Here is a 25,138-nt window from a genome sequence, read left to right as displayed (position 1 = left end):
ACGGTTACGATTTCAGTTCCCGCCACTCGCCGTTAGCAAGATTTTCCAGCGTGTAATCCCCCATGGCATAGCGGATGAGGCGCAGCGTAGGAAATCCAACATTCGCTGTCATACGACGTACCTGACGGTTGCGACCTTCATATAAGGTAACTTTCAACCAGCTGGTGGGAATGTTTTTCCGTTCCCGAATCGGCGGATTTCTCGGCCACAGCCATACGGGCTCCTCTACTACTTCAATGCCTGCGGGTAGCGTGGGGCCATCATTGAGCGTTACTCCGTTACGCAGGGCGTCCAGCGCTTCTGCTGTCGGCTCGCCTTCAACCTGGACGTAATAAATTTTCCCGGTACGCTTACCAGGTTGCGTTAACCGCGCCTGCAGCGCGCCGTCATTGGTCAGCACCAAAAGCCCTTCGCTGTCCCGGTCGAGTCGGCCCGCCGCATAAATTCCCGGCACGGGAATAAAATCTTTTAACGTGCTTCTGCCAGCCTCGTCAGTAAATTGTGGCAAAACATCGTAGGGTTTATTGAACAAAACCACGCGTTTTGGCTGGTTTTCTTTACGCTGCTTAGTGACTTGTCGTGAGCTGAATCGCTCAACCCGGTGATTTCTAAAAGAAGTTTTTTGCATGGTATTTTCAGATTATATCAATTGCCGCATTATAGCCTAAGAACGAGTGTCTTTCATGGCGGCGAACAATAGGGTAGTATTGACACGCTCATTACAAATCATTAACAAAAAGTTGCTCTAACGCATCCGTGTAGCAGGACGCAAACGCACATGCAGCGTGATGACAGACGAGCAGAACCAGAAGCGCTCGAAGGAGAGGTGAATGGAAAGCAAAGTAGTTGTTCCGGCGGAAGGTAAGAAGATCACCCTGCAAAACGGCAAACTCAACGTTCCTGAAAATCCGATTATCCCGTTCATTGAAGGCGACGGTATCGGCGTTGATGTAACCCCACCGATGATCAAAGTTGTCGATGCTGCTGTCGAGAAAGCCTATAAAGGCGAGCGTAAAATCTCCTGGATGGAAATCTACACCGGCGAGAAATCCACTCAGGTTTATGGCCAGGACGTCTGGCTGCCTGCTGAAACCTTAGATCTGATTCGTGAATATCGTGTTGCCATTAAAGGCCCTCTGACCACCCCTGTTGGCGGCGGTATTCGCTCTCTGAACGTAGCTCTGCGTCAGGAACTTGACCTGTATGTCTGCCTGCGTCCGGTGCGTTATTATCAGGGCACACCAAGCCCGGTTAAACACCCTGAACTGACCGACATGGTCATCTTCCGCGAAAACTCCGAAGACATCTACGCGGGTATCGAGTGGAAAGCTGACTCTGCCGATGCTGAGAAAGTGATTAAATTCCTGCGCGAAGAGATGGGCGTGAAGAAAATCCGCTTCCCGGAACATTGCGGCATTGGTATCAAACCGTGTTCTGAAGAAGGGACTAAACGCCTGGTGCGTGCAGCGATTGAATACGCCATCGCCAACGATCGTGATTCAGTTACCCTGGTACACAAAGGCAACATCATGAAGTTCACCGAAGGCGCGTTCAAAGACTGGGGTTACCAGTTAGCACGTGAAGAATTCGGTGGTGAACTGATCGACGGCGGTCCATGGGTGAAAATCAAGAACCCGAAAACCGGTAAAGAGATCGTGGTTAAGGACGTTATCGCCGATGCGTTCCTGCAACAGATCCTGCTGCGTCCGGCTGAGTATGACGTGATTGCCTGTATGAACCTGAACGGTGACTACATCTCCGATGCGCTGGCCGCACAGGTTGGTGGTATTGGTATCGCGCCGGGTGCAAACATCGGTGACGAATGCGCTCTGTTCGAAGCAACCCACGGTACTGCACCGAAGTATGCAGGTCAGGATAAAGTGAACCCAGGTTCCATCATTCTGTCTGCTGAAATGATGCTGCGCCACATGGGTTGGACTGAAGCGGCTGACCTGATTGTTAAAGGTATGGAAGGCGCGATCAACGCCAAGACCGTAACTTACGATTTCGAACGTCTGATGGAAGGCGCTAAACTGCTGAAATGTAGCGAGTTTGGCGACGCAATCATCGAAAACATGTAATGCGGTAATTTGTTAAATTCATTAACGGGAGCGTAACGCTCCCGTTGTTTTTTGTTAGGCTGCTAACGGTTATCAAAATTTTATCAAAATAAGTTATCAAAACCCCCTTGGGAGTTTGGAGTAGGATGGTCGGTCAGATGCCAGTTCTACTGCCAGGTCCCCATTTGACATTCTTCAGCTTTTTATTATTTCTGGTACACGCTTGTTAATGTTTAGGTCCGTTCTGTGCCAGAAGCGGACGTTGATGACATAGCAGTGTGTTAAACAACCGCAAACAGGTCAGTCAGTTGGTGATGGGTATGAGTTGTCAAAAGTTGTCGCCCGCCATCACCGCCAGAGGCGATTCTTGACTGTACGAACTCGAAGTTATAATGTCTTCAATGTGTGTTTTTAACTTTACGGACAGAATTAACATTGTTATTAGGTGATATGATTTAGATACGATAAAGCATTGTATTTCAATTGGTTGTGTTATTTTTAAATCCTGCCAATCAACATTTGAAAGTTCGTAAAATAAAGGATAAAGTTAAAATCATAGGCTTTTCTGACCAGAAGTTTCACTAAAATCAATGCTATCTCTTAAAATAAAGCCTCAACTTCTAAACAAATATAGGGAATCTCTAATGGAAATTGAAAGTAAAAATACTTTTGAGCGAGTTTTGCGAGAAGGTATTAATGTTTTTACCGGGGCTGGGTTTTCTGTTTTAGCTTCTGATAAAAATGGGGAAATACTTCCGATTGGTGATGGGCTTAGAAAGGAAATTATCAGAGAGTTTCCAGGTTCTCCATCCATACTACAGCTACCTCAATTGTGTACTTTAATCTCTAGATCCAGGAGAGAGGACCTTTACCGTTACATACGAGCTAGATATGAAGTTGGCGATTTTAGTTCTAAATATCAGCAATTGGCGAATGTAAACATTAAGAATATATTTACTACAAATATAGATAATCTTGTAGAGAAAATATTCAAAGGAAATCCTCATAAATATGTTAATAATGCAATGTTTAATGGCGTAAGCTTTAGAGATAAGATTGCTATAGATTATTTTTATTTACATGGGTCGGTCAGTGATCCTGAGTCTCATTTAATATTTGGTGACCTTGATATTGCTAATGCTTTTTCAACTGAACCAACAAAGTGGAATTATTTAAAATCTGTAATGAATAAATTCCCAACTGTTTTTTGGGGGTATGCACTAAAGGATGCGGGAACTTTACAGGTATTTGCAGATGCACTGAATGATAAAAACAGGAAAAATGCTTGGATAATTGTACACCCTAAGTTTGTTGATGAGGGTGAGATTGAATATTATCAATCATTAGACCTTAAGATAATACGTGCAGATACAGAGGAGTTTTTAGATTATTTATCTAGCTTCGAAGGTATTGATTCCGTTGATGGTACAATTAATAAGTATCAAAATCCGTTTATGGAATATTCTGTACCGTCTCATTCAGAAATAGAAAGACGGTCAATTAATGACTTTTACCAAGGGGCCAATCCCTCCTGGAGTGATATTTATTCATCTCGCGTAATTAGATTGAGTTATTATTCAATTGTTGAGGAATATATAAATAGCGGGAAGAATATACTAATTACAGGCGGGCCTGCTACAGGGAAATCAACCCTATTAATGCAGTTGGCAGCATTTCATGACTTTAATGGCGTCAAATTATTTCTCTCGGATATATCTATAACTAAAGCTGAAACTCTAGCTGCAAGATTAAAAGATATTCCAGTTCTTCTGTTTGTAGATAACATGCAAACTTCAATGGATGCTCTTAATAACCTTTCTCTCAAGTCAAATATTAAATTAGTTATAGCTGAAAGAGATTATGCTTACCTCTCAGCTTCTAGGGCAAACTTTTTAAGGAAAAACATCGAGATAATTGATATCACTCAAATAACTGATGCTGATTGCCAAGGGATTACGGATAATATACCAGTGGATTTAAAATCAAGAAAATTTTATAATAAGAAAGATGGCGATTCATTATTTGAATTAATTGAGCATAACTGTCGCACTCCAAGTATTAAAGAAAGATTTAAGAATGTTCTGAATGAATTAAAGAAGAGGGATGAGAAGTTAGTGCAACTATTTTTGCTGGCTTGCTACCTTCATAATAGCCGAAGCGTGACATCAATGGATGTTATTTACAGTTATTTCCAAGGGGAACGTGTTGGGCATGAAGAAATATATGCTTTAATACAGATATTGAGTAGTTGCTTATCTGAGAACGTTGGTGAATATTCTGATAGTGATCAGGATTGCTTCTCAATTCGCTCAAACCTACTGGCGGAACATATTACAACTATAGCTCCAGAAAAAGAACTTGCTTGTATGTTAGTTAACTTCCATAATAATGTATCACGTTTTTGTATTCCTAATTATGATGCTTTTAAAAGACGCGCTTATGATGCCAGGTTATTTGAAAAAGCATTTCCAGAAACCAATGATGGTGAGGAAATATATGATATTATCTTTAGAAAACATGCTTCCCCCTTTAACTTGCAGCAGAAAGCGCTCTATTTGAGTAGAAGAGGTAATCATGAAAGAGCATTTATTGTTATTGATGAGGCCATAGCGAAAAGTGGAAGCGGTAACTGGTCTGTCAGAAACTCTTACGCGATTATTAAGTTTAAAGCAAATATTGGCAGAGCGGATTCAAATGATGTTAGAAAAGCATTGGATGAAAGTATGGAGTCGTTAGAGCAATGTCATGATGCTGATTTAAGAAAGGCATTTCATGCTATGTCATATGCAGATCAGTCCCTGAAGTATTGGAGAAAATATAGGGATGATACGGCTCGAGGATATCTTAGAAAGTCCAAAGAATGGCTGGGAGAAGAGGCCGATAAAGATAATAAAATTGGAAATGTCGGAAGACTCCTAAAACAAATCAATAAGTCTTTAGGATAAATAAAAACCGCCATTAAAGCAAGTTTGTTTGTATGCCTAATGGCGGTTTTTAACATTAACATATAATACTTGACCAAATATTGGTGTTCATTTTAGTTTAAAGCTGTAGAAAATTTTTTAAATAGACTTAAGAAAAATCTAAGTGACTAATGATCACTTTATGCAGGGTGCATAAAATCAGTTAAGGATACTCTCAGGGATTTAGTGCGATTACAATCTCATAACCCCCTTTTGAATCTGTGTTTTCTTACTCTGATCTTTTCATATTATCACCAAAATTAACCAACCAGCCCCTGATTACTACCCAACTGTATAACGGCAATCTTTACATATAGTCCTGACCAACCACTAACAACTGTAGTGAATAGCTAAATTTGGTTACTATAACAGATATGTCAATGTTCGCTTCTCGCTCACAGCGGACCTTAAGCTCAGTATGTCAGCCCGCTTTGTGCCAGGAGCGGAACTTGCTTACATCATGCTATGTTAGTTTGCTGGGAGCAGGTCAAAGATGTTCACCGCGCCTATGCTTCAGCAACACCTTCCAGAACTTTTCAAGGAATAGAGAAATGGCTCGTAAGTATGTTTATGGTGATAAACCAATCCGCACAACAACCGCTGAGATAGTTGAAAACGAGTTTGCTGGAAAAGCTACGGCTGCTCAGGTCGATGCAATTTTAAAGAAAAGATTTCCACATTACAAAGACAATACTTATTTGAATCTGATAGTTAACGCAGTTAACTGCAATCGTGGTCACTGGAGTTTTAACAGGACTGCCAGACGAACAGATGATGCCACCCATCGCCACCATGAATATGATCGACTTTTCAAGCGCGGAAACGTTTTCGAGGTCTATGATTCCGCACTTCATGGTGTTTTTGAAATCTATGAAGCTTCAGACGGCAAATGGCTAACACGTCCGGTTAAAAGTGAGTTTGAAAAGGCCATAGAAACAGCGTCTCAACTTACCTCAGAACAACGTAGAGAGAAGCTGGCTACAGCCAACACCACGCCAGAAAGGGTCATTATAAAGAGCTATACCTTCAAGCGTAATCCCCTCGTTGTAGCAGAGGTATTAGCCTTAGCTGGAGGTAAGTGTCAAAGCTGCCTACGTGATGCACCATTCAAGCGGGAAGATGGTAGACCGTATCTTGAAGTGCATCATGTGGAGTGGCTTGCTAACGGTGGAGAAGACTCTGTTGAAAATGCTATCGCACTCTGTCCGAACTGTCACCGCGAAGCACACTACGGCACGCTTGTGTTGAAGCCGACTAACATTAAGTAGTCTTCTTATAGCCCTCAACGTCTGCACTTCGCTCATAGCAGACGCTCACATAAGTTATGGCTAAAAAGCAGGAATGAGGGGAAGGTGACAGGCTATGGTGAAAGAAAAGTGGGCTGCTGTTTGTGGTCGCATTGAGCGTGGCGAATGAGGCAAAGGAGCAAAAACAAAAAAGCCCGCATCAGCGAGCTTTCATGTCACTCTGGAGCCACGGCTCCTTTGTGTATCCTTTTTTGCCCCATCACCGTCTGGTCGGTGTCCTGCTGAGACTGCTAACTTCCTGTTATTGCTGGTGATGTACTATCACTTTCCAATCATGATTGGTGGAGCAGGCGGGAGTTGAACCCACTGCCGGTATGAAGAACATAGAACATGAATTATTGTTTCAAAATTGCCTCAGCCATTGCTCTCAGACGTTCAATTTGAACGTTTATTTCCGAAACAATTTCTTCAGGCTTCAGCCCCTTGTTAGATTGCACAAAATCTCTAATTTGCATCATTTGATGTGCACGAATTTCTAATTCGCTATAAATACTTAGCTCGTCAGGATCATCTGGCGATTGTTCACCTGTTTCAAATTCTACATAGGTATGTGGCGGATTGTGATAAACACGAGAAATAGGGGTCGGCCACCATTCCTCACCGGTCACTACGTCCGCATCGAATGGCACAGTTTTGTCAATTTCCATTAATTTCTGAATGAGAACAGAAGTTTTCAAGCGAACCTCCATTTAGCCCTAAAGTGGTTATCAAAATGCTACGTAAACTATACAAAATCAGTGAGTTATCGTGAAGGTAAAAAAACAAGTTTAGATACTTGCTAAGCATAAAATCGTTTTAATTCAATTGGATATAATAAATTGCTAAATCTACTGTTACGCCACATGGGTTGGGTCGAAGCGGCTGACCTGATTGTTAAAGGTATGGAAGGCGCGATTAACGCCAAGACCGTAACCTATGACTTCGAACGTCTGATGGACGGTGCTAAGTTGCTGAAATGTTCAGAGTTTGGTGACGCGATCATCGAAAACATGTAATCCAGATCCTGGGTTATATGAGAACGGGAGCCGAGAGGTTCCCGTTTTTTTGTGCACAGAAAACCCCCAGCTAGACTGGGGGGCCGGAAAGCTTTCAGCTTTGGGCCAGTTATTAAAACCCCTTTTGATTTGTTAAAACACCTTGCGGTCTGGCAACTGCAAGGATTAAACAAGAAATCAAAAGAGGGTCCCAATGGGAGACGAAAAGAACTTAGTGCACACCCGATGGAACTGTAAATATCACATAGTTTTTGGGCCTAAATACCGAAGACAAGCATTCTACGGGGAGAAAGGTAGGGCGATAGGCAGCATCTTAAGAAAGCTGTGTGAGTGAAAAACGTGCGGATCCTGGAATAGGAGTGCTGTGCAGATCGTATCCATATGCTTATGGAAATCCTGCCCAAAATGAGCGTATCCGGCTTTATGGGGTATCTGAAAGGGAAAAGCAGTCTGATGTTGTATGAGCAGTTTGGTGATATGAAGTTTAAATACAGGAACAGGGAGTTCTGGTGCAGAGGTTACTACGTCGACATGGTAGGTAAGAAAACGGCGAAGATAACTACCTGCAGGAGTATATCAGGACGCAATGCCTGAATTAACTGAGCCAGCTTAATTGCGGATTTCATATACCTGGGTGTCCAATCAATTAAGCACAGTACAATGACATAATCATGCGTTATGTCGCCGCAGTGTTCCGCATTAACTATGACAGTAGCCCGATGTGGTGATCCTTCACGCGGGTTTGTCCCTTAAGCCAGCTTCTACGGTGCTGAGTGGAAGAAATCGGACTACTAGTTCAACTATCATTATATTAATGGATTATTGTTCTCAACATCTTCCATGTATAAAAGCGTATCGTCAACAGAGTAGTAATGCCGTTTGTTATCATTGACATCCGTAACCCATCGGAAAACGCCAGCATTGACAAGTGTTGCAGTATATTCACGAAATGTGGATTTCCCGGAATAATGAATCTGGGCTGCTTTTTTTACTTGTTCCGGGTTCTTGTTTGTACTGACTTTCAATAAGTCTCTTTTCCCTCTTATTAATATTACTTCATCATTTTCTGTCACAACTCTGATGTTATCAGTAGCCAGGTAGTAAATATAATAAGCAATATTCTGGCGTTTTAGTTCAGAGTAAAACCACGGAAAGTTATGTTCCTTTCTCACTTGCTCAAACATCTTTTCAAGAACATCAACCTGATCCATCAGGGTTATAACCTATTGTTAGTCATGAGAGCGTATAGTGTGCACGAACGGTTTTATCACTTCAATCTGGTCTGACTTCTTGGTGCGGACAGCAAAGCCATGAGAGCAATTGCGTACAGCCCATTTACGCGTGCGCACCCGGTGTGTGCAATTATTCTTTTGCTGAAAGTTTGTACGGAAATACATGCAGAGCGTTGGCTGCGATGGGATAAACGCCCAGGCCTTCTGTTCTGGCTTTGATTTCCTCGAAAGAGAGTGAAGGGGAGGGTTCTCGTCCGCCCCACAGATTAATGCCTTCAGGAACATCGTCCCGGCTGTACTCCTCGGCGATCTCGATGGTTCCGCCACTATTCAATTCGATGACAACGCTTTTTCCGTCAACAGGAATCAGGTTCCCGTCATTGTCAGTGATAAAGATTTTCATTTGATTACCTCTTATTAGTGCATTCCTATGATAGCAAAATTGGATGAGGTGAAACGCCGGTTTTGTACTGCGAATTTCAGTAATGATTTTATCAATAAATTAGTAAGTTACGTTGTTATTGAGGAAATGTGACTGGGCGCATGGCGGCTTTTGTTTCTGTCTACCATGCTCTGTAGATATAAATTAGAACACGTCAATGCTCATCGCAACGACCGATCGGCTTTCACCACAGGATATGAGAATGCGCAAAGCACTTTTACCGGTAACTGCTGCGGTGTGTCTTTTTTTAATCGGTGTTTTTATTCTTAATATGCAGCTTTGGTATTCATCTTCGATGGAAAACCTCGGGGGGGCCAGATATGCCGCGAAAAATATGGATAACATACTTGATGAAGCTTTCCAGGCAACCCGTACCGCTATGAACATCGCTGAAAAAAAATGCGATTTGGAGGGGCAATACCAACTTGGAACCGAAGCTGCGCTCCGACCCCATTTGCGAACGCTGATCATTATTCGACAGGGGAAGGTTTGGTGTACATCTTTGCCGGGTAATCGGATATTACTTAAGCATATTCCCGTTATAGCTGATACTAATTTACAACTGACTCCCGCAAGCAATACCGAGAATGAAATACCTGTTCTGCTGTATCAAACACGTTTTCACACAGGCCGTATCATCGTCACCATAAGTGGCGTGCATATCCGAGGGGCAATGAATGTCCCGTTAGCGGGAGTAACGTACTCGTTGCTTGTGGGTGACGCAGCACTCGGTTTATTGGGCGATGTAAAAACCGTTACAACAAGCGCACGTGCGTCTGGTCAAGTTAATTCCGCAAAGTATCCGTTCAGTATTATTTATAATAAACCGCCACTGTTTAGTGCAAAAAGACTGGTTACACAGGGTTCAGGGATTCTGGTTTTTATCCTGTTAATGTCTTTTGCAGCCGCTTATGCCATTGATAAGTATCTGAACAAGAACGATACCCCTGAAGAAACGTTGCGCAGGGCGATAGTAAAAGGAGAGATCGTGCCTTTTTATCAACCTATCGTAAATGGTCGCGAGGGGACGTTACGCGGTGTTGAAGTGCTGGCCCGATGGAAACATCCAAAAGCCGGGTATATTTCTCCTGCTTCCTTTATACCTGTAGCGGAAAAATCAGGCCTGATAGTGCCACTAACTCAAAGTCTGATGAGGCAGGTCGCTGCGAATATGAACGCCATTGCCAGCAAACTGCCATCCGGCTTCCATGTCGGCATTAACTTCAGCGCATCCCATATCACATCCCCTACATTCGTGCAGGAGTGCCTGCATTACAGGGATAGCTTTAACCGCGATGACCTCAATCTGGTAATCGAAGTTACTGAGCGCGAGCCGTTAGATGTGGATGAAGATCTTGTGCAGAGGCTCAATATCCTGCATGAGAATGGCTTTGTGATTGCGCTGGATGATTTTGGTACGGGCTATTCTGGGCTTTCTTATTTGCATGACCTGCACATTGATTACATTAAAATCGATCAGAGCTTTGTGGGAAGGGTAAATGAGCTTCCCGATTCAACCCGAATTTTGGATTGTGTTCTCGATTTGGCGCGCAAGCTGTCTTTAAGCATCGTTGCTGAAGGGGTTGAAACGAAGGCTCAGCTTGATTATCTCAACAAAAACAACATTGTTTTCCTGCAAGGGTACTATTTCTATAAACCAGTAACCTTCACTGAGTTCGTCATGATTCTGCTGTCAAAGCCTAAAGTGAAGGTTTTTGTCGAATAAATACAAGATAACCTAATTGATGAAAAGTGAGCATGAAATCTGCTTCGGTAGCAAAAATCCGACGATTATCTTTATCGTGAGGCAAATCTCGGATTCTGTTATTTAAAATCTATACCCTTATCGATGTGGTGGTTATTTGTGTTTTCATATACAGCAACTGGATAATGGTATGGCAGATATAACATTCGCGATGGAGCGTGATTCAAGTCACAAAGCGGCGAAAAATAAGTTGGATGTGCGAAGCAAAGCGAAGAACACAAATCGCAATCAGCTTGCGATTGCCGCAGTCCTGTTTTTAGGCGGTATCGTCGGGATTATTGTTTTGGCATTATATCTAATGGTGCAGGAAGGGGTATTTCTGTATTAATTGTTTAAATATTCTTATATGTTAAAATAAGATGATGATTATATCTTGTGTCTTCTCTCAATAATATTCTGCTGGTCGGGGTATTAGTGTGCCCCGACCAACAGGATCTTATAAAATTAGAACTGATAATTTAAAGACACCCAGTAGTTACGACCAGGGTTTACGTATCCGGTAGTGGATTGTGCAGTCTGATAATAATCACCTGCGTAGGTACTATTACGCCCCACCTGGTACAATTTGACCTCACTAAAGTCTTTATCCAGCACGTTATTAACCGCCGTATTAAGCGTCAGATCTTTAGTCAGCTTATAAGACATCCCCATATCGACAACGGTCCAGGCTTTTAAATCAGCGCCTTTATCGTCATAGACGGCCTTTTGTACCGCGCTAAGGTTGTCGTAATTTTCGGTAAAGCGTGGGGCTTTGCCGCGATAACGTGCGCTGAGCCAGGCGTTCATATCTTCCGTTGCCTGCCAGTTCAGGCGGGCGTTAGCCATATGTTTTGGGGTGTAACTTAATGGCGCGCCTTTATTGTCACCATCTTTTTGCTTGCTCTGAGTGTAGGTGTAGTTGAGAGATAGGGTCAGCACATCCGACCATAGAGGGAAGGTGCTGGCAAATTCAACGCCATCGGTCCTCGCCTTGCCGCTGTTGGTATAGCTGTTGGTATTATCATCGATAGAATATGAGACAATTTTATTTTTGTATTCGGTATAGAAGCCGGTAATGTTGGCGTTAAGCCCGGCGTCGTTCTCGTAATACAGCCCGGTTTCGTAGCTGATACTTTCCTCAGGTTTGAGGTCCGGGTTACCGACCGTATTCACCGTTCCCTGTGCGGTTACACCGCTGATCCCGTTATGCAACTGGCTTAGTGATGGTGCTTTATAACCTGTCGTTACGCCGCCTTTGAGCGTCCAGTCGTCGGAAACGTCCCAGACCATATAGGCACGCGGGCTGAGATGACCGCCAAAGACATCGTTATGCTCATAGCGTGTTCCTGCGGTTAAGGCCAGCGAGTCGAGAATATGCCATTCATCTTCCGCATAAGCTGCCCACGTTTTTTGATGGAACGTCTCGCCGGTATTGGCCAGTACCACACCATCTTTCATCCGTGCATCCCAGTATTCTCCGCCAAGGGTTAAGAGGTGTGAATCACCTAATGGCGTCAGCAGCACTGAGTCAAGAATGACGTTGGTGTTCTTCAGTTCACGCGCGTCACCGGCCCGGCCTGCGTTCTCTGGTGTGAGTGCGGAAGATACCAATTGCCGGCCTTTGTTTTCGGTTTCATTCCAGCCGAGGGAGGATTTCCAGGTGCCGAACGTTAAGGCTGTATCGTGGCCGAGGGTCACTTTGTTACGCTCATAGCGTAGCGTTTTATCATACCCCCCTGTCAGGTTGCCCAACTGCCCATCATCGTTGTCATAGCGCTGTCTGGCGGAGTCGAGATCTAACCACAGCGTATTGTTCTCATTGGTTTTCCAGTCGAGGCGCGTGCCAATATTATAGTTTTCCGATTCGGTAGGATAAGGTACGCGGGTGGAGGCGGTATCGCTGAGGGAGGTGACGCTGGAACCCTGACGCTGGGTTGTGCTCCCCCGAACCTGCATATCCAGTACGCCCGCAATCAACGGGCCGCTTGACCAGAAGTTGGCGACCGTACTGTTACCCCATTTATTACTCTCTTGCAGGTTAACGCCGGTATTGATGGAAGTGCTCCATTTATCGGTGCTTTTTTTGGTGATGATATTCACCACGCCACCGATTGCGTCGGACCCATAAAGCGTCGACATCGGGCCGCGGATTACCTCAATATGATCGATCGCCGCCAGCGGGGGCATAAAGCTGGTATTCATGGCAGAGAAACCGTTTGGCGTTACGTCGCTGCTGCCGTTTTGACGAATACCGTCAATCAGGATCAAGGTATAGCTGGCAGGCATGCCACGGATGCTGATCTCCAGACCGCCGGTTTTACCGGTGCTGCTTTCAACATCTACCCCTTCAACAGAACGCAGGGCTTCACCTAAGTCATTATATTTATTGGTTTGTAACTCTTGCTGAGAAATAACAGAGACGCTGGCGGCGGCATTGGTGATTTTCTTTTCATAACCGGAAGCGGTTACCACCATGACATCTTCAGCAAATACCAGGGGGCTGGAAAATCCTAAACAGGACAGAACGACAGAGGCAACAGGTTTTAAACGCATAGTCAAACTTCCTTTGTTAAAATTCAAAGGCAGTAAGATAATTGATGGAAATGATAATACAAATAATTATCATTACAAATTTACATAACTTGTCACTTCTGGTGTTTTTCTTGAATAAATATACATAAATTGTCATGAGTTTTAGATAAGGAATTAGCAGGAAGGGCCAATAGTCCGCACAGGCAATTATTAGTTCGGGATTAATATTCCTGTGAATAAATGGCGAGGGATTAATCTATTTTCTGAGATTCACATCGTACTCATAACGGAGTATCAGAAAAAAGTATGATAATTTTAGAAAATCGTCATACTTTTCTGCGCCGCATCATTTTTTTCATCATTTCTGTCCGCCATAATCCCTTCCCCAGGAGACTGCTTAACGACGGTAAATCGTTATGCGGCATAAAAATAACGTAAATCTGGATAACATAATGATCAAAGGCAAGCTGGCACTGCTTACGTGCGCATTGACTCTCGCATTAACTTCACCACTTCTTGCCGCGCAAAATGCGAACGAAGGGCAGACGTTAAAACTGGCAATTGGCCCAGAACCAACGGAAGGTTTTGACCCGATGCTGGGCTGGAGTCATGGCAGCTATTTGCTTTTGCATGCACCATTATTAAAACAAAATGCAGATATGAGCTGGGGAAACCTGCTGACGGAAAAAGTAGAGACCAGCGCAGACGGCAAAACCTGGACGTTGACGTTAAAACCTGACCTTAAATTCTCTGATGGTTCCCCGCTAACCGCTGAAGATGTGGTGTTCACCTATAACAAAGCAGCAAAAAGCGGCGGCAAAATCGACATGGGAAACTTCACCCATGCCAGCCTGAAAGATAATCGCACGGTAGAAATTACGCTAAATAGCCCACAGAGCACCTTTGTGAATGTGCTGGGTTCTTTGGGTATTGTTCCGGCGAAACGGTATGACGAAAAAACATTTGCCAAAAATCCGATTGGCGCGGGTCCTTATCGACTGGTGAGTTTTCAGCCGGGACAGCAGTTGATCGTGGAGGCTAACCCCTGGTATGCCGGTAAGAAAAATGATTTCAGTAAGCTGGTGTTTGTCTTCCTTGATGAAGATAACGCTTATGCCGCAGCGCTCAGTGGCCAACTGGGACTCGTACGTATCGCGCCGTCGATGGCGGTCGCTCCTCAGCAGACAAATTTGAAACTTTGGGTACGCGATAGCGTGGAAAACCGGGGCATTGTGTTCCCGATGGTTCCTGCAGGTAAAAAAGACGCCAATGGCTATCCGATTGGGAACGATATCACTGCCGATGTTGCCATCAGGCGCGCCATAAACTATGCCATCGACCGTAAGCAGCTTGCCGATCAGGTCATGGAAGGTCATGCGATTCCTGCATATAGCGCAGTGCAAGGGCTGCCATGGCAGGGGCAATCCGTTGCGTTCAAAGATGGTGATAGCGAAAAAGCACGTACGATTCTGGAAGAAGCCGGCTGGAAGGTAGGTAAAGATGGCGTGCGAGTGAAAGACGGCAAAGAGGCTCGACTGACTTTATGGTACGCCAGCGGTGACAGTACGCGCCGGGATTTAGCCGAAGCTGTTCGCGCAATGCTGGAGCCGGTGGGTATTCAGATCTCGCTGCAATCAGGAAGCTGGGAAACCGTTGAACGTCACATGCATGCGAACCCGACGTTATTTGGTTGGGGAAGCCTGGATCCGATGGAGCTTTTCCATCATTACAGTAATCAGGCCGCGGGCGTGGAATATTACAACCCAGGTTATTACAGCAATCCTGTTGTTGAACAGCACCTTAAACAGGCTATCGACGCCCCAGACTGGCAAAAGGCGTTACCTTTCTGGCAACAGGTGGAGTGGGATGGTAAGCAAGGGGCTGGCGTGCAGGGCGATGCTGCCTGGGCATGGCTGCTGAATATTCAGCACACTTATCTGGCAAATCCGTGTATTGATTTAGGCAAAGGCGCACCGGAGATTCACGGTAGTTGGTCACTGCTCAATAATTTGGACGAATGGACCTGGACCTGCCGTTGATGAAGTCTGTTGTGGGCCATTTTCTACGGCTGATAGTGTTATTAGTGCTGGTTGCGGCTGGCACTTTTGTGCTGCTCAGCTTTTCTCCAGTCGATCCGATTCGCGCTTATATCGGCAACGATCTCCTGCATGTGCCGCCGGAGCAATATGCACGCATTGCTGCTCGCTGGGGATTGGACCAGCCGCTATGGGAGCGTTTTGGTCACTGGTTTGTTCGTGTATTGCAGGGCGATCTCGGCTATTCCATGTTGTTTAATGCGCCGGTTGCCAGCGTGATCAAGGAACGCTTTTCCACCTCGTTTGCGCTGCTTGGCGGCGCGTGGCTACTCTCCGGCATATTGGGAACGGCAATGGGGTTTGTCGCGGGTCGCTACCTGAATCGCTGGCCGGACAAAGCAATCTGTCGCCTCAGCTATCTGCTTTCTTCGCTGCCGACCTTCTGGATTGGCATGTTGCTGCTGGCGCTATTTGCCGTGCGCTGGCCGGTATTTCCGGTCTGCTGCGCGTGGGAGCCGGGCAACAGCGGCGATATGGTGACGCTGACCGAGCGTCTGCGTCATCTGGTGCTTCCCGTTTGCGCGCTCAGTTTGCTGGGACTGGGGCAAATTACGCTTCACACGCGGGAAAGCATCGCCAGCGTAATGAAAAGCGAATTTGTCCGTTTTGCGCGTTCCCAGGGAGATAAAGGCTGGTCACTGTTACGCCATCAGGTTCTGCGTCATGCAATTACGCCTGCGCTGTGTTTGCAGTTTGCCTCACTGGGAGAACTGTTGGGAGGTGCACTATTGGCCGAAAAAGTCTTTGCTTACCCAGGACTGGGGCAGGCCACTATTGATGCCGGGTTACGCGGCGATCTGCCGTTACTGATGGGGATTGTGTTGTTCAGTACCGTACTGGTGTTTATTGGCAACTCGCTGTCTACCTGGCTTGTCCGTATGTTGAACCGTGCTCTGGAGCGACCTGATGCTCTATAACCCGACGCCGACGCTAATTCGTCTTTTGTTCTCTTTTAGCTGCCTGTTATTCATTGCAGTGTATGGTGCCGCAATGCTGGATAACCCGTTGAGCGTTAATCTGCTTGCCCGTCATCTTCCACCTGATGCGATGTACTGGTTTGGCACCGATAACCTCGGTCGCGATCTGTGGATCCGTTGTTTTCAGGGTGCACTGACCAGTCTGCAAATTGGTATTGGTGCGGCGTTGTGCAGTGGCTTGATTGCGCTACTAATGGCGGCGGTTTCGCGCATACATCCGCGTCTGGATGTGCTTATGCGTCTAATTACTGATGCCATGCTATCGATGCCGCATCTGCTGTTGCTTATTTTGATCTGTTTTACGCTGGGTGGTGGGAAAAACGGGGTAATCATGGCGGTTGCACTAACGCACTGGCCGCGTCTGGCGCTGATCCTGCGTGCTGAAGCGCAGCGCGTGGCCCACAGTGACTATCTGACGTTGACCTGGCGTCTGGGACACGGCCATTTTTACTGCTGGCGGCATCACTATCTACCGGCGTTGTTACCCCAGTGGCTAACCGGGACATTGCTGATGTTTCCCCATGCAGTGTTGCACAGCGCGGCGTTAAGCTTCCTCGGTTTTGGACTGGCACCGCATGAACCGTCGCTGGGCCTGCTGCTGGCGGATGCGCTGCGGTTTATCAGTCATGGTGACTGGTGGTTAGTGCTGTTTCCAGGACTGATGCTGTTCAGTCTGGTGATGTTATTCGATCAGCTCGCAAGGGCGGTGCATCGTTTGTGGTTACGAGGTGACGCATGTTGAGTTTAAGGCAGGTCTCGCTGGACGTGGCGCGTTATCGCTGGTACGGCGCGAAAAACTGGTCTTCGCTGTTGCAGGATATCTCTTTCGACGTAGCGCCTGGTCAGATGGTGGCGCTAGTTGGAGGAAGTGGAGAAGGTAAAAGCCTGTTGCTGCAATGTCTACTCGATCTCTTACCAGACAATTTGCGTTTCAACGGCGTTATTACCCTGGAAGGTAAAACGCTGGGCAGTGATGATATTCGCAAATGTCGTGGCAATACCTTCAGCTACGTCCCGCAAGGTATTCAGGCACTTAACCCGCTGCTATCAATTGAAAAGCATCTGCGCAGGGCATGCCAGCTTTCTGACCAGCAATGGAATGCCGGAAAAATTGAACGATTGCTCCAGCGTAGCCGACTGGAAAGTCGCGTATTAGATGCTTTTCCGCGTCAGCTTTCAGGCGGTATGGCAAAACGTGTTCTGGCTTGTCATGCGTCTCTGAGTCAGGCTCGCTATATTCTGGCGGATGAAATTACCGCCTGGCTTGATGCACCTCTCGCTAATCAACTGCTTGAGCAGTTGCGTGGTTTATGTGAACAGGGGGCTGGTGTTTTATGGGTAACGCACGATCTCACGCTGGCGGCCCGCCATGCGGATCGCATCGTCGCGCTGCACCAGGGAAGCGTGTCGGATAACGTTAGTCGTGAACAGCTGTTGCGCGGGGAAATTAGCGAGCATCTGCAACGTCAATGGCAGGCTCTGCCTGAAAGAAATCAACTTTTTGGAGAGCGCGATGCTGTGCTGTCGTGATGTCGTGATTAGTCAGGGAGGGAAGGTGCTGTGGCAAAACCTTTCTTTCTCATTGCACCCCGGTGAACGTATTGGGATTTGTGCGCCCAGCGGAACCGGCAAAACGACGTTGGGACGTGTGCTGGCGGGCTGGCAAAAGCCGACCTCGGGCGACATTCTTATCGATGACCAGCCGCTACCGACGCATCAATATTGCCCGGTGCAACTGGTACCGCAGCATCCGGAATTAACCTTTAACCCACGGCGTAGCACCGGTGATGCGGTTCATGACGCCTGGCGGCCTGGCGCAGAAATCCTTACCCGCCTGCATATCAAACCGGAATGGTTAACCCGTCGCCCTGGACAGCTTTCTGGTGGTGAACTGGCGCGAATTGCTTTACTTCGCGCGCTGGACCCGCGGACACGTTTTCTTATTGCCGATGAAATTACAGCCCAGCTTGATCCTTCTATTCAACGGGATATCTGGGCGCTGCTGCTTGAAGAATCTCAGCGTCGGCCATTGGGTATGCTCATTATCAGTCATCAGCAGGCGCTGCTTGATCAGATCTGCACGCGAGCGCTACTCTCTTAGGTCTCTTTCGCATTTCAGGCAAATAACTAACGTGATTGTAAAAACTATCGCTGTGGCTGCGCTAATGTACGGGGCGGGTGCTTTTGCAGCACATGCTTCCATTCAGGTGGGTTTTTCACCGGAAGGGTCGGCTCGGGCTTTAGTGCTGGATTCAATTAACCATGCGCAGCACAGCATCGATATGATGGCTTATTCATTTCAGTCTGCAGATATTGTTCAGGCCCTGGTAAACGCTGAAAAGAGAGGCGTAGTGGTTCGGGCTGTTATCGATAAGAAACGTAACCAGGGCAAGGTTAGCCAGAAGGCCATCGCGTTTGCTGCCGCGAATGGGGTTGATGTGCAACTGGATGGTCACTACCACATCCAGCATGACAAGGTAATGATTATTGATGGCGACACGCTGGAAACCGGTTCATTCAACTTTGCCAAATCCGCAGAATTTGCCAACTCTGAAAATGTGTTAGTTATTCGTGACGAACCTGCCGTTGTTGCGCAGTATCAGGCCCATTTTGACAGCCGTTGGAAAATCGCGCACCAGAGCGGTTAAATGCTTCACAACGCCGTTGATTTAAATGTGATGTTATATTATAACAATTCACTCGCAAATGATTTGAGGGTGAAATTTTGGCTATTCGTTTTAAGAAACTGACAATCGCTCTGGGGATGCTTTTAGTCAGTAGTTCGGTTCTGGCGCATGGTCATCATTCCCATGGTGCGCCAATGAGTGAAGCAGAACAAAAGGCGTCGGAAGGGGTATTTGATGACAACCAGGTGCAGAACAGGGCGCTGACCGACTGGGATGGCATGTGGCAATCTGTTTATCCGTATCTGGTCAGCGGCGAACTTGACCCAGTATTCAAAAAGAAAGCGGAGAAAGATAAAAGCAAAACGGCAGAACAAATCAAAGCGTATTACCGTACAGGCTATGCAACCAACGTAGACACTATCGGTATTGAAAATGGCGTGATGGAGTTTCATACCGGGAATCAGGTTGCATCATGTAAATACGACTACGCCGGATATAAGATCCTGAATTATAAATCAGGCAAGAAAGGTGTACGGTATCTGTTTGAGTGTAAAGCTGCTGACAGCAAAGCGCCTAAATATGTGCAATTTAGCGATCATATTATCGCGCCGCGTAAATCGAGCCACTTCCATATCTTTATGGGAAATACCTCGCAGGCAGCCTTGCTTGAAGAGATGGAAAACTGGCCTACCTACTACCCTTATCAGTTGAAGGGAGAAGAGGTTGTGGATGAGATGCTGCACCATTAATCCGGACTAACCTTATCTGTACACACCCGTCACCAGTGGCGGGTTTTTTAATTCATAACCTTCTCTTTCCATCACCCGATGCATTCGTTAGCATATTGTATCGCAGCAAGTGCATGTGTTTTTTCAGGAAGAGGTTAACGTGTTCGCAGAGTATGGAGTTCTGAATTACTGGACGTATCTGGTGGGAGCCATTTTTATCGTGTTGGTACCGGGGCCAAATACGATATTTGTGTTGAAGAACAGCGTCGGTCGGGGAGTGAAGGGTGGTTATCTCGCCGCAAGCGGTGTGTTTATCGGTGATGCCGTGTTGATGTTTTTGGCCTATGCCGGTGTTGCCGCATTGATCAAAACAACGCCCGTTTTGTTCAACATCGTTCGTTATCTCGGCGCTTTTTATCTGCTGTATCTCGGTGCGAAGATCCTGTATGCGACACTGAAATCGAAAGCAAGCGACGCCGCACCTGAGGAAGTCCCGTTTGGCGCTATTTTTAAGCGAGCATTAATTCTAAGCCTGACGAATCCCAAAGCTATTTTGTTTTATGTTTCGTTCTTCGTGCAGTTTATTGATGTCAATGCACCGCACTCAGGGCTGTCATTCTTTATTTTGGCCATTACGCTTGAAGTAGTGAGTTTTTTCTATCTGAGCTTCCTTATTTTCTCCGGCGCGTTCGTGACGCAGTATATTCGCACCAAGAAAAAACTGGCCAAAGTGGGTAATTCCCTAATCGGCCTGATTTTCGTTGGTTTTGCCGCTCGTCTGGCCACGCTTCAGTCGTGATGCTATCGGCCCGCTGGTTGCGGCGGGCCTTCAATATGACGCTTTGCTTTTCATTTGTAATTGCAGGGTTATAACCAATAAATGGTATTTTAAATGTATATTTTGAGGCGTACCCTGTGTACAGCAGCGATTCAATAAGACTCGCTGGTTGTCGACTGGAAAAGGGAAGAAAAATGCTTCAAATTCCACAGAATCATATCCATACACGCTCTACACCATTCTGGAACAAAGAAACTGCGCCTGCCGGAATTTTCGAACGCCACCTTGATAAAGGAACTCGTGCCGGGGTTTATCCACGACTTTCGGTTATGCAGGGGGCGGTCAAATATCTCGGATACGCCGATGAACACAGTCCGGAGCCAGTAGAGGTGATGGTTATTGAAGCCGGTCAGTTTGGCGTTTTTCCGCCGGAAAAATGGCATAACATCGAAGTGATGACCGACGACACTTACTTTAATATCGATTTTTTCGTTGCCCCGGAAGTTCTGATGGAGAGTGCAAATCAACGAAAAGTCGTGCGCACCGGCAAGGAGTAAATCATGGGCAAAGCAACCTATACCGTAACAGTGACCAATAACAGCAACGGTGTTTCTGTGGATTATGAAACAGAAGCGCCCATGACATTACTGGTGCCGGATGTGGCAGCAGAAGTGGTCAAAGACTTGGTCAATACCGTCCGTTCGTACGATACCGAGAATGAGCACGAAGTCTGCGGATGGTAGGTATTAAATACTCTTACTGATTGAATACACAGAATTTTAATGTACTAACCGCACAGCGTTTTGACGGCGCCGTGCGGTTTTTTTATTTGTGTTGAACGTAGTGATGTCCGAAAAAGATTTCTTAAGAATACCTTAAGAAATCCGCATTGAATGCTAATTGTCGATCATTCACAGGAGTTATGATCGCAAAACAGTAACAATACAGAACATCGCGCTTATGAAACTGAATACCCAAATTACATTCCCCACACTTATTCTAGGACTGGTCATTGTGGCGATCCCGTTCACCGCGAACTGGAATCTTCCGCTGCTTAACGGCACTGTCGTCAGATGGATCGAAAATGGGCAGGCGCTATGGCTACTGTTTGGTGCCGTATTTACCCTTGGCTATATCCGGCCTTTATCACGCCCTGAAGGCGAGAAGCAATTTTGGCTTTGGGCAGCCGTGTGGTGGTTGGTATTGCTGGGGAGAAGCACCAGTTGGGGCCGTGACTATTTCCCGGAGCAGCCTAAACTTCTGTTCAGAGCTATCTCTGTTGTAATGATTTCCATGATTATTCTGCCGGTGCTGATGTCGAAGCGCTTACGCCTGGATATTGTCCGACGCGTGCGTAATGAACCGCTACCGCTCTGGCTGCTGGCGATCACCGCCTGCGCATTTTTGATTTCCGATACGGTAGAGCATCATCGTCTGCTGGCTCCCATCTTCCTGCACAATGTCCAATATGGCGATATGATTGAAGAATTGTACGAACTGCCGTTTATGGCTGGCCTGTTTCTGATGAACCTCGGTTTTATGCAGCGGGATATGCAGGAGGAATCTGCCTCCATCCGCTTCAGTGAACCACACCTGGTAAAGTAATGAGATAAAACCTGAGTCTGGGTATCCAGACTCAGGTGGCGATGGTGGGGAATTACGCAATGGCCTCACATAAGCGCGATTTCATGTCGCTATACGATTGAGCGGCATACTTTTCAGCCCATCCCTGATCGCTAATGTGCTCGATATTTACGGCACAATATTTGGTTTCCGGCGTTTTCGAGATTGGATCGAGGTTATCCTGGGTCAACTCGTTGCATGCACCAATCCACCATTGATAGGTCATATACACCGTTCCGGAATTGATACGCTCGGATACATCCGTACGGCTGATGACCTTACCCCGACGCGAGCTGACCCACACCAGATCACGATGACGGATACCCAGTTTTTCGGCATCATGGGTATTGATTTGCACATATCCTGGTTCATCAGCCAACGCTTGTAACGCTGCGCAGTTACCGGTCATCGAGCGACAGGAGTAATGCCCAACTTCACGCACGGTACACAACACCAGCGGATAATTGTCATCCGGGACTTCTGCGGGCGCTCGCCACGGTGCGGCAAACAGTTTGCCTTTGCCGTTGACGGTATCAAACTGGCTGTGCGCGTAAAGGTACGGCGTACCAGGACTATCGAGATCGGGGCACGGCCACTGAACATGCCCCATTTCCCCCATTTTCTCATAGGTCACGCCGTAGAACAGCGGGCACAGCTCGCGCATCTCATCCCAGATTTGCTGGTTATTTTGATACTGCATTGGATAGCCCATTTCGCTGGCCAGCAGGCTGATAATCTCCCAGTCACGCTTTACATCACCGGTGGGTTCAATCGCTTTCTCAAAACGCTGGAAGCCACGATCGGCGCAGGTAAAGACACCGCCATGTTCGCCCCATGAGGTGGCCGGCAGGAGGACGTCGGCCATTTCCGCTGTCTTAGTCATGAAGATATCCTGCACGACGATAAAATCGAGCGCGTTAAACCCTTCGCGAACCAGGCCCAGGTCCGCCTCGGTTTGCAGCGGATCTTCTCCCATGATGTAGTAGGCTTTTATTTTGCCTTCGAGAGCCAGATGAGGAACTTCAGTGATGCGCGTTCCAACCTTGTCATCCATCTGATTAACGTCAATGCCCCATGCGCTGGCGAATTTTTCCCTGACGGCGGAATCGGTCACGTCCTGATACCCCGGGAACTGGTTAGGTAGTACCCCCATATCGCACGCTCCCTGCACGTTATTTTGCCCGCGAACGGGACCAACGCCGACGTTAGGGCGACCCAGATTCCCGGTCAACAACGCCAGGCTCGACAAACCGCGAACCACATCAACGGCCTGACCAAACTGGGTGACGCCCATCCCCCACATTACGGTTGCCGATGGTGCTGCGGCAAATGTACGCATTGCCTGACGAACCTGCTGTGCGGGAATGCCGGTCAAATGTTCAACGGCTTCAGGCGCATAGCCCTTAACGGTTTCCCAGTATGTTTCCAACCCTTCCGCATGCTTTTGCACATACTCGCGATCGTAGAGTTGCTCTTCGATAAGAACATGACCAAAGGCATTAACCAGCGCCATGTTGCAACCGTTTTTCAACTGCAAATGTTGGTCAGCAATACGGGCGGTTTCAATACGACGTGGGTCGCAGACAATGATTTTTGCGCCATTCTGGCGAGCTTTAATCACTCGTCGGGCCACGATTGGGTGCGAGTCGGCGCAGTTATAACCAAAGATCAGCAGGCATTTTGAGTTTTCAATGTCGCTGATGGAATTGCTCATGGCGCCATTGCCTAACGTTTCCTGTAATCCGGCAACGGAAGGGCCATGACAGACGCGGGCACAACAATCGACATTATTGGTATGAAGTACGCCACGTGCGAATTTTTGCATCACGTAGTTGGTTTCATTTCCGGTTCCCCGGGAAGAGCCGGTAGTCATGATGGCGCGAGGGCCATAGGTATTTTTGATTTCAGATAAGCGTTTTGCGGTGTAACGAATGGCTTCATCCCAGCTAACGGGCGTGAATTTGCCACCTTTTTCATAACGGATCATCGGGCGAGTCAGACGGGGAGTCAGGAGGCGTGTGTCGTTAAGAAAGTCCCAACCATAATAGCCTTTCAGGCATAACTGATTTTGGTTCGTTACACCCTCTGCGGCTTCGGCGCGGATGATTTTGTTATTTTCGACAACAAGCTTGAGCTTGCACCCGGCCCCACAGTATGGGCAAACACTGGTGATTTTTTTCATCAATAACAGACCTGTTAAATGCTGAAATAGCGCGAATTGTAGACGCAGCCACGCGATAAGCACCGCGGACTACGATTTGTCGTATCGACGGGTTGTTTAAGCATAAAGTGTGCCAGAAGTGAAAACCCAGCAATAACGGGGCTGACGGCAAAAGAGTTAAGCATAATGACTGACGATTCGACATTAATGACGAGGAGCGGCAAAAATTTAGCCTGCCGGTCAGCAGTCATAACCTTATGAAACATCGGAAAAAGATGAAAATATGAAGTGATGACGATCACAAATTTTAATTTTTCAGCGCTATGCTATGCTTTTATACAACGAGTGAATCGTTAATTTAAAAACATAAGTGAGGAAAATTATGGGCATTATTTCATGGGTGGTTTTCGGTCTTATCGCTGGGATTTTGGCAAAATGGATTATGCCGGGTAAAGATGGCGGCGGATTCTTTATGACCATTATCTTAGGGGTTGTTGGTGCGGTAGTGGGTGGCTGGATCAGTACCTTCTTTGGTTTTGGTAAAGTTGATGGTTTCAACTTCGGCAGTTTCGTCGTAGCGGTTATCGGTGCGATTGTGGTATTGTTTATCTACAGAAAAATCAAAAGCTAAGTAAACATACAGACAATAGGGGCCACTGATAAGTGGCCTTTATTTTGGTTACCACCACCCCAGTTCCGTGCCCAGAACCACGATGATCGCCACGCCAATCATAATAATCGTTGTTTTTTTCATCGTTATGCTCCCGGCGCAGCGTAGCCGCCAATAAAAAACCAGGATAAGAAAACGACAGCGGAAATGAAAATAATGACAGGGAAAATAATACCGAGTCGCATACGATTATCTACCAGAGT

General features: G+C 46.6%; 25 protein-coding genes and 2 pseudogenes. 19 read left to right on the top strand and 8 right to left on the bottom strand.

What is annotated here, in order from left to right; genetic code table 11:
• Positions 1-4: 4 nt before the first annotated feature.
• Positions 5-628, bottom strand: coding sequence for a 23S rRNA pseudouridine(2457) synthase RluE (gene rluE, locus OGX83_RS08330; protein ID WP_137378236.1), 624 nt, complete (start codon positions 626-628; stop codon positions 5-7).
• A 202-nt stretch (positions 629-830) separates the two neighbouring features.
• Here rluE and icd point away from each other — a divergent pair, with 202 nt between their 5' ends.
• From icd to OGX83_RS08315, 3 genes are all read left to right on the top strand, one after another.
• The gene (gene icd, locus OGX83_RS08325) at positions 831-2,081 is read left to right on the top strand and encodes an NADP-dependent isocitrate dehydrogenase (protein WP_079935311.1); all 1,251 of its coding nucleotides are present in this window, start codon (positions 831-833) and stop codon (positions 2,079-2,081) included.
• 623 nt (positions 2,082-2,704) lie between these two features.
• Complete coding sequence (locus OGX83_RS08320; protein ID WP_158654534.1) at positions 2,705-5,005, top strand: SIR2 family protein; 2,301 nt, start codon at positions 2,705-2,707, stop codon at positions 5,003-5,005.
• Between the two features lie 569 nt (positions 5,006-5,574).
• On the top strand, positions 5,575-6,291 hold the full coding sequence (locus OGX83_RS08315; RefSeq protein WP_045281728.1) for an HNH endonuclease: 717 nt from the start codon (positions 5,575-5,577) through the stop codon (positions 6,289-6,291).
• A 374-nt stretch (positions 6,292-6,665) separates the two neighbouring features.
• Here OGX83_RS08315 and OGX83_RS08310 read toward each other — a convergent pair whose 3' ends face one another.
• The gene (locus OGX83_RS08310) at positions 6,666-7,007 is read right to left on the bottom strand and encodes a hypothetical protein (RefSeq protein WP_231587310.1); all 342 of its coding nucleotides are present in this window, start codon (positions 7,005-7,007) and stop codon (positions 6,666-6,668) included.
• Positions 7,008-7,157: 150 nt separating this feature from the next.
• Here OGX83_RS08310 and OGX83_RS08305 point away from each other — a divergent pair.
• Both OGX83_RS08305 and tnpA read left to right on the top strand, forming a co-directional pair.
• Positions 7,158-7,325 (top strand): annotated as a pseudogene (locus OGX83_RS08305) (isocitrate/isopropylmalate family dehydrogenase); the annotation flags it as partial.
• Between the two features lie 193 nt (positions 7,326-7,518).
• Positions 7,519-7,883, top strand: a pseudogene (gene tnpA, locus OGX83_RS08300) (IS200/IS605 family transposase); the annotation flags it as partial.
• A gap of 248 nt (positions 7,884-8,131) precedes the next feature.
• Here tnpA and OGX83_RS08295 read toward each other — a convergent pair.
• Both OGX83_RS08295 and OGX83_RS08290 read right to left on the bottom strand, forming a co-directional pair.
• Complete coding sequence (locus OGX83_RS08295; RefSeq protein WP_103285070.1) at positions 8,132-8,536, bottom strand: DUF1398 family protein; 405 nt, start codon at positions 8,534-8,536, stop codon at positions 8,132-8,134.
• Positions 8,537-8,687: 151 nt separating this feature from the next.
• A complete protein-coding gene (locus OGX83_RS08290; protein ID WP_063941461.1) occupies positions 8,688-8,960 on the bottom strand; it encodes a hypothetical protein in 273 nt (90 codons plus the stop codon).
• 241 nt (positions 8,961-9,201) lie between these two features.
• On the opposite strand from OGX83_RS08290, the gene pdeG reads away from it, so the two are divergent.
• Together pdeG and OGX83_RS08280 are read left to right on the top strand one after the other, a co-directional pair.
• Positions 9,202-10,725: a cyclic di-3',5'-guanosine monophosphate phosphodiesterase PdeG gene (gene pdeG / locus OGX83_RS08285; protein ID WP_020996464.1), complete on the top strand. Its 1,524-nt coding sequence runs from the start codon at positions 9,202-9,204 to the stop codon at positions 10,723-10,725.
• A 169-nt stretch (positions 10,726-10,894) separates the two neighbouring features.
• Complete coding sequence (locus OGX83_RS08280) at positions 10,895-11,092, top strand: hypothetical protein (protein ID WP_003832412.1); 198 nt, start codon at positions 10,895-10,897, stop codon at positions 11,090-11,092.
• A 116-nt stretch (positions 11,093-11,208) separates the two neighbouring features.
• Here OGX83_RS08280 and OGX83_RS08275 read toward each other — a convergent pair whose 3' ends face one another.
• Entirely contained in the window at positions 11,209-13,296 is a 2,088-nt protein-coding gene (locus OGX83_RS08275) for a TonB-dependent receptor (protein WP_234610398.1), read from the bottom strand.
• Between the two features lie 395 nt (positions 13,297-13,691).
• Between OGX83_RS08275 and OGX83_RS08270 the strand changes: the two genes are divergently transcribed.
• The 11 genes from OGX83_RS08270 (at position 13,692) to OGX83_RS08220 (ending at position 22,086) form a co-directional block, all read left to right on the top strand.
• Positions 13,692-15,314, top strand: coding sequence for an ABC transporter substrate-binding protein (locus OGX83_RS08270; RefSeq protein ID WP_234102939.1), 1,623 nt, complete (start codon positions 13,692-13,694; stop codon positions 15,312-15,314).
• Positions 15,314-16,288 (top strand): ABC transporter permease, encoded by a 975-nt coding sequence (locus tag OGX83_RS08265; RefSeq protein WP_071444754.1) that lies wholly within the window; start codon positions 15,314-15,316, stop codon positions 16,286-16,288. Before OGX83_RS08270 ends, OGX83_RS08265 begins: the two co-directional genes overlap by 1 nt.
• The gene (locus tag OGX83_RS08260; RefSeq protein WP_060682335.1) at positions 16,278-17,090 is read left to right on the top strand and encodes an ABC transporter permease; all 813 of its coding nucleotides are present in this window, start codon (positions 16,278-16,280) and stop codon (positions 17,088-17,090) included. Before OGX83_RS08265 ends, OGX83_RS08260 begins: the two co-directional genes overlap by 11 nt.
• Positions 17,084-17,878 carry an ATP-binding cassette domain-containing protein gene (locus OGX83_RS08255; protein WP_286587751.1) on the top strand — a complete coding sequence of 265 codons (795 nt, stop codon included), beginning with the start codon at positions 17,084-17,086 and terminating at the stop codon, positions 17,876-17,878. The genes OGX83_RS08260 and OGX83_RS08255 overlap by 7 nt, the downstream gene beginning before the upstream one ends.
• Positions 17,862-18,449 carry an ATP-binding cassette domain-containing protein gene (locus OGX83_RS08250; protein WP_286587749.1) on the top strand — a complete coding sequence of 196 codons (588 nt, stop codon included), beginning with the start codon at positions 17,862-17,864 and terminating at the stop codon, positions 18,447-18,449. The genes OGX83_RS08255 and OGX83_RS08250 overlap by 17 nt, the downstream gene beginning before the upstream one ends.
• Positions 18,450-18,480: 31 nt before the next feature.
• Entirely contained in the window at positions 18,481-18,996 is a 516-nt protein-coding gene (locus tag OGX83_RS08245; RefSeq protein ID WP_003832425.1) for a phospholipase D family nuclease, read from the top strand.
• A 77-nt stretch (positions 18,997-19,073) separates the two neighbouring features.
• On the top strand, positions 19,074-19,724 hold the full coding sequence (gene zinT, locus OGX83_RS08240) for a metal-binding protein ZinT (protein ID WP_003832427.1): 651 nt from the start codon (positions 19,074-19,076) through the stop codon (positions 19,722-19,724).
• A gap of 139 nt (positions 19,725-19,863) precedes the next feature.
• A complete protein-coding gene (gene leuE, locus OGX83_RS08235; protein WP_003832429.1) occupies positions 19,864-20,502 on the top strand; it encodes a leucine efflux protein LeuE in 639 nt (212 codons plus the stop codon).
• A 173-nt stretch (positions 20,503-20,675) separates the two neighbouring features.
• Positions 20,676-21,038 carry a DUF1971 domain-containing protein YeaR gene (gene yeaR / locus OGX83_RS08230; RefSeq protein ID WP_003030735.1) on the top strand — a complete coding sequence of 121 codons (363 nt, stop codon included), beginning with the start codon at positions 20,676-20,678 and terminating at the stop codon, positions 21,036-21,038.
• 3 nt (positions 21,039-21,041) lie between these two features.
• The gene (locus OGX83_RS08225) at positions 21,042-21,224 is read left to right on the top strand and encodes a DUF1869 domain-containing protein (RefSeq protein WP_003832433.1); all 183 of its coding nucleotides are present in this window, start codon (positions 21,042-21,044) and stop codon (positions 21,222-21,224) included.
• 217 nt (positions 21,225-21,441) lie between these two features.
• Positions 21,442-22,086, top strand: coding sequence for a hypothetical protein (locus tag OGX83_RS08220; RefSeq protein WP_208744395.1), 645 nt, complete (start codon positions 21,442-21,444; stop codon positions 22,084-22,086).
• Positions 22,087-22,138: 52 nt separating this feature from the next.
• On the opposite strand, the gene fdhF is transcribed toward OGX83_RS08220, so the two are convergent.
• Positions 22,139-24,286, bottom strand: a complete 2,148-nt coding sequence (fdhF, locus tag OGX83_RS08215; RefSeq protein ID WP_286587748.1) for a formate dehydrogenase subunit alpha — start codon at positions 24,284-24,286, stop codon at positions 22,139-22,141.
• A gap of 361 nt (positions 24,287-24,647) precedes the next feature.
• Between fdhF and OGX83_RS08210 the strand changes: the two genes are divergently transcribed.
• Positions 24,648-24,896: a GlsB/YeaQ/YmgE family stress response membrane protein gene (locus tag OGX83_RS08210; RefSeq protein WP_003832440.1), complete on the top strand. Its 249-nt coding sequence runs from the start codon at positions 24,648-24,650 to the stop codon at positions 24,894-24,896.
• A gap of 48 nt (positions 24,897-24,944) precedes the next feature.
• Here the strand turns inward: OGX83_RS08210 and yoaJ are convergent, their stop codons facing one another.
• Together yoaJ and OGX83_RS08200 are read right to left on the bottom strand one after the other, a co-directional pair.
• Positions 24,945-25,019: a protein YoaJ gene (yoaJ, locus tag OGX83_RS08205; RefSeq protein WP_095533175.1), complete on the bottom strand. Its 75-nt coding sequence runs from the start codon at positions 25,017-25,019 to the stop codon at positions 24,945-24,947.
• 2 nt (positions 25,020-25,021) lie between these two features.
• Complete coding sequence (locus tag OGX83_RS08200) at positions 25,022-25,120, bottom strand: YoaK family small membrane protein (RefSeq protein ID WP_032941789.1); 99 nt, start codon at positions 25,118-25,120, stop codon at positions 25,022-25,024.
• Positions 25,121-25,138: the final 18 nt, after the last annotated feature.

It is taken from the genome of Citrobacter sp. Cpo074, from assembly GCF_030332745.1.
Lineage (GTDB): Bacteria > Pseudomonadota > Gammaproteobacteria > Enterobacterales > Enterobacteriaceae > Citrobacter > Citrobacter portucalensis.
Note: the sequence above shows the minus strand (reverse complement) of the source record. Positions and strands in the feature narration are given on the sequence as shown.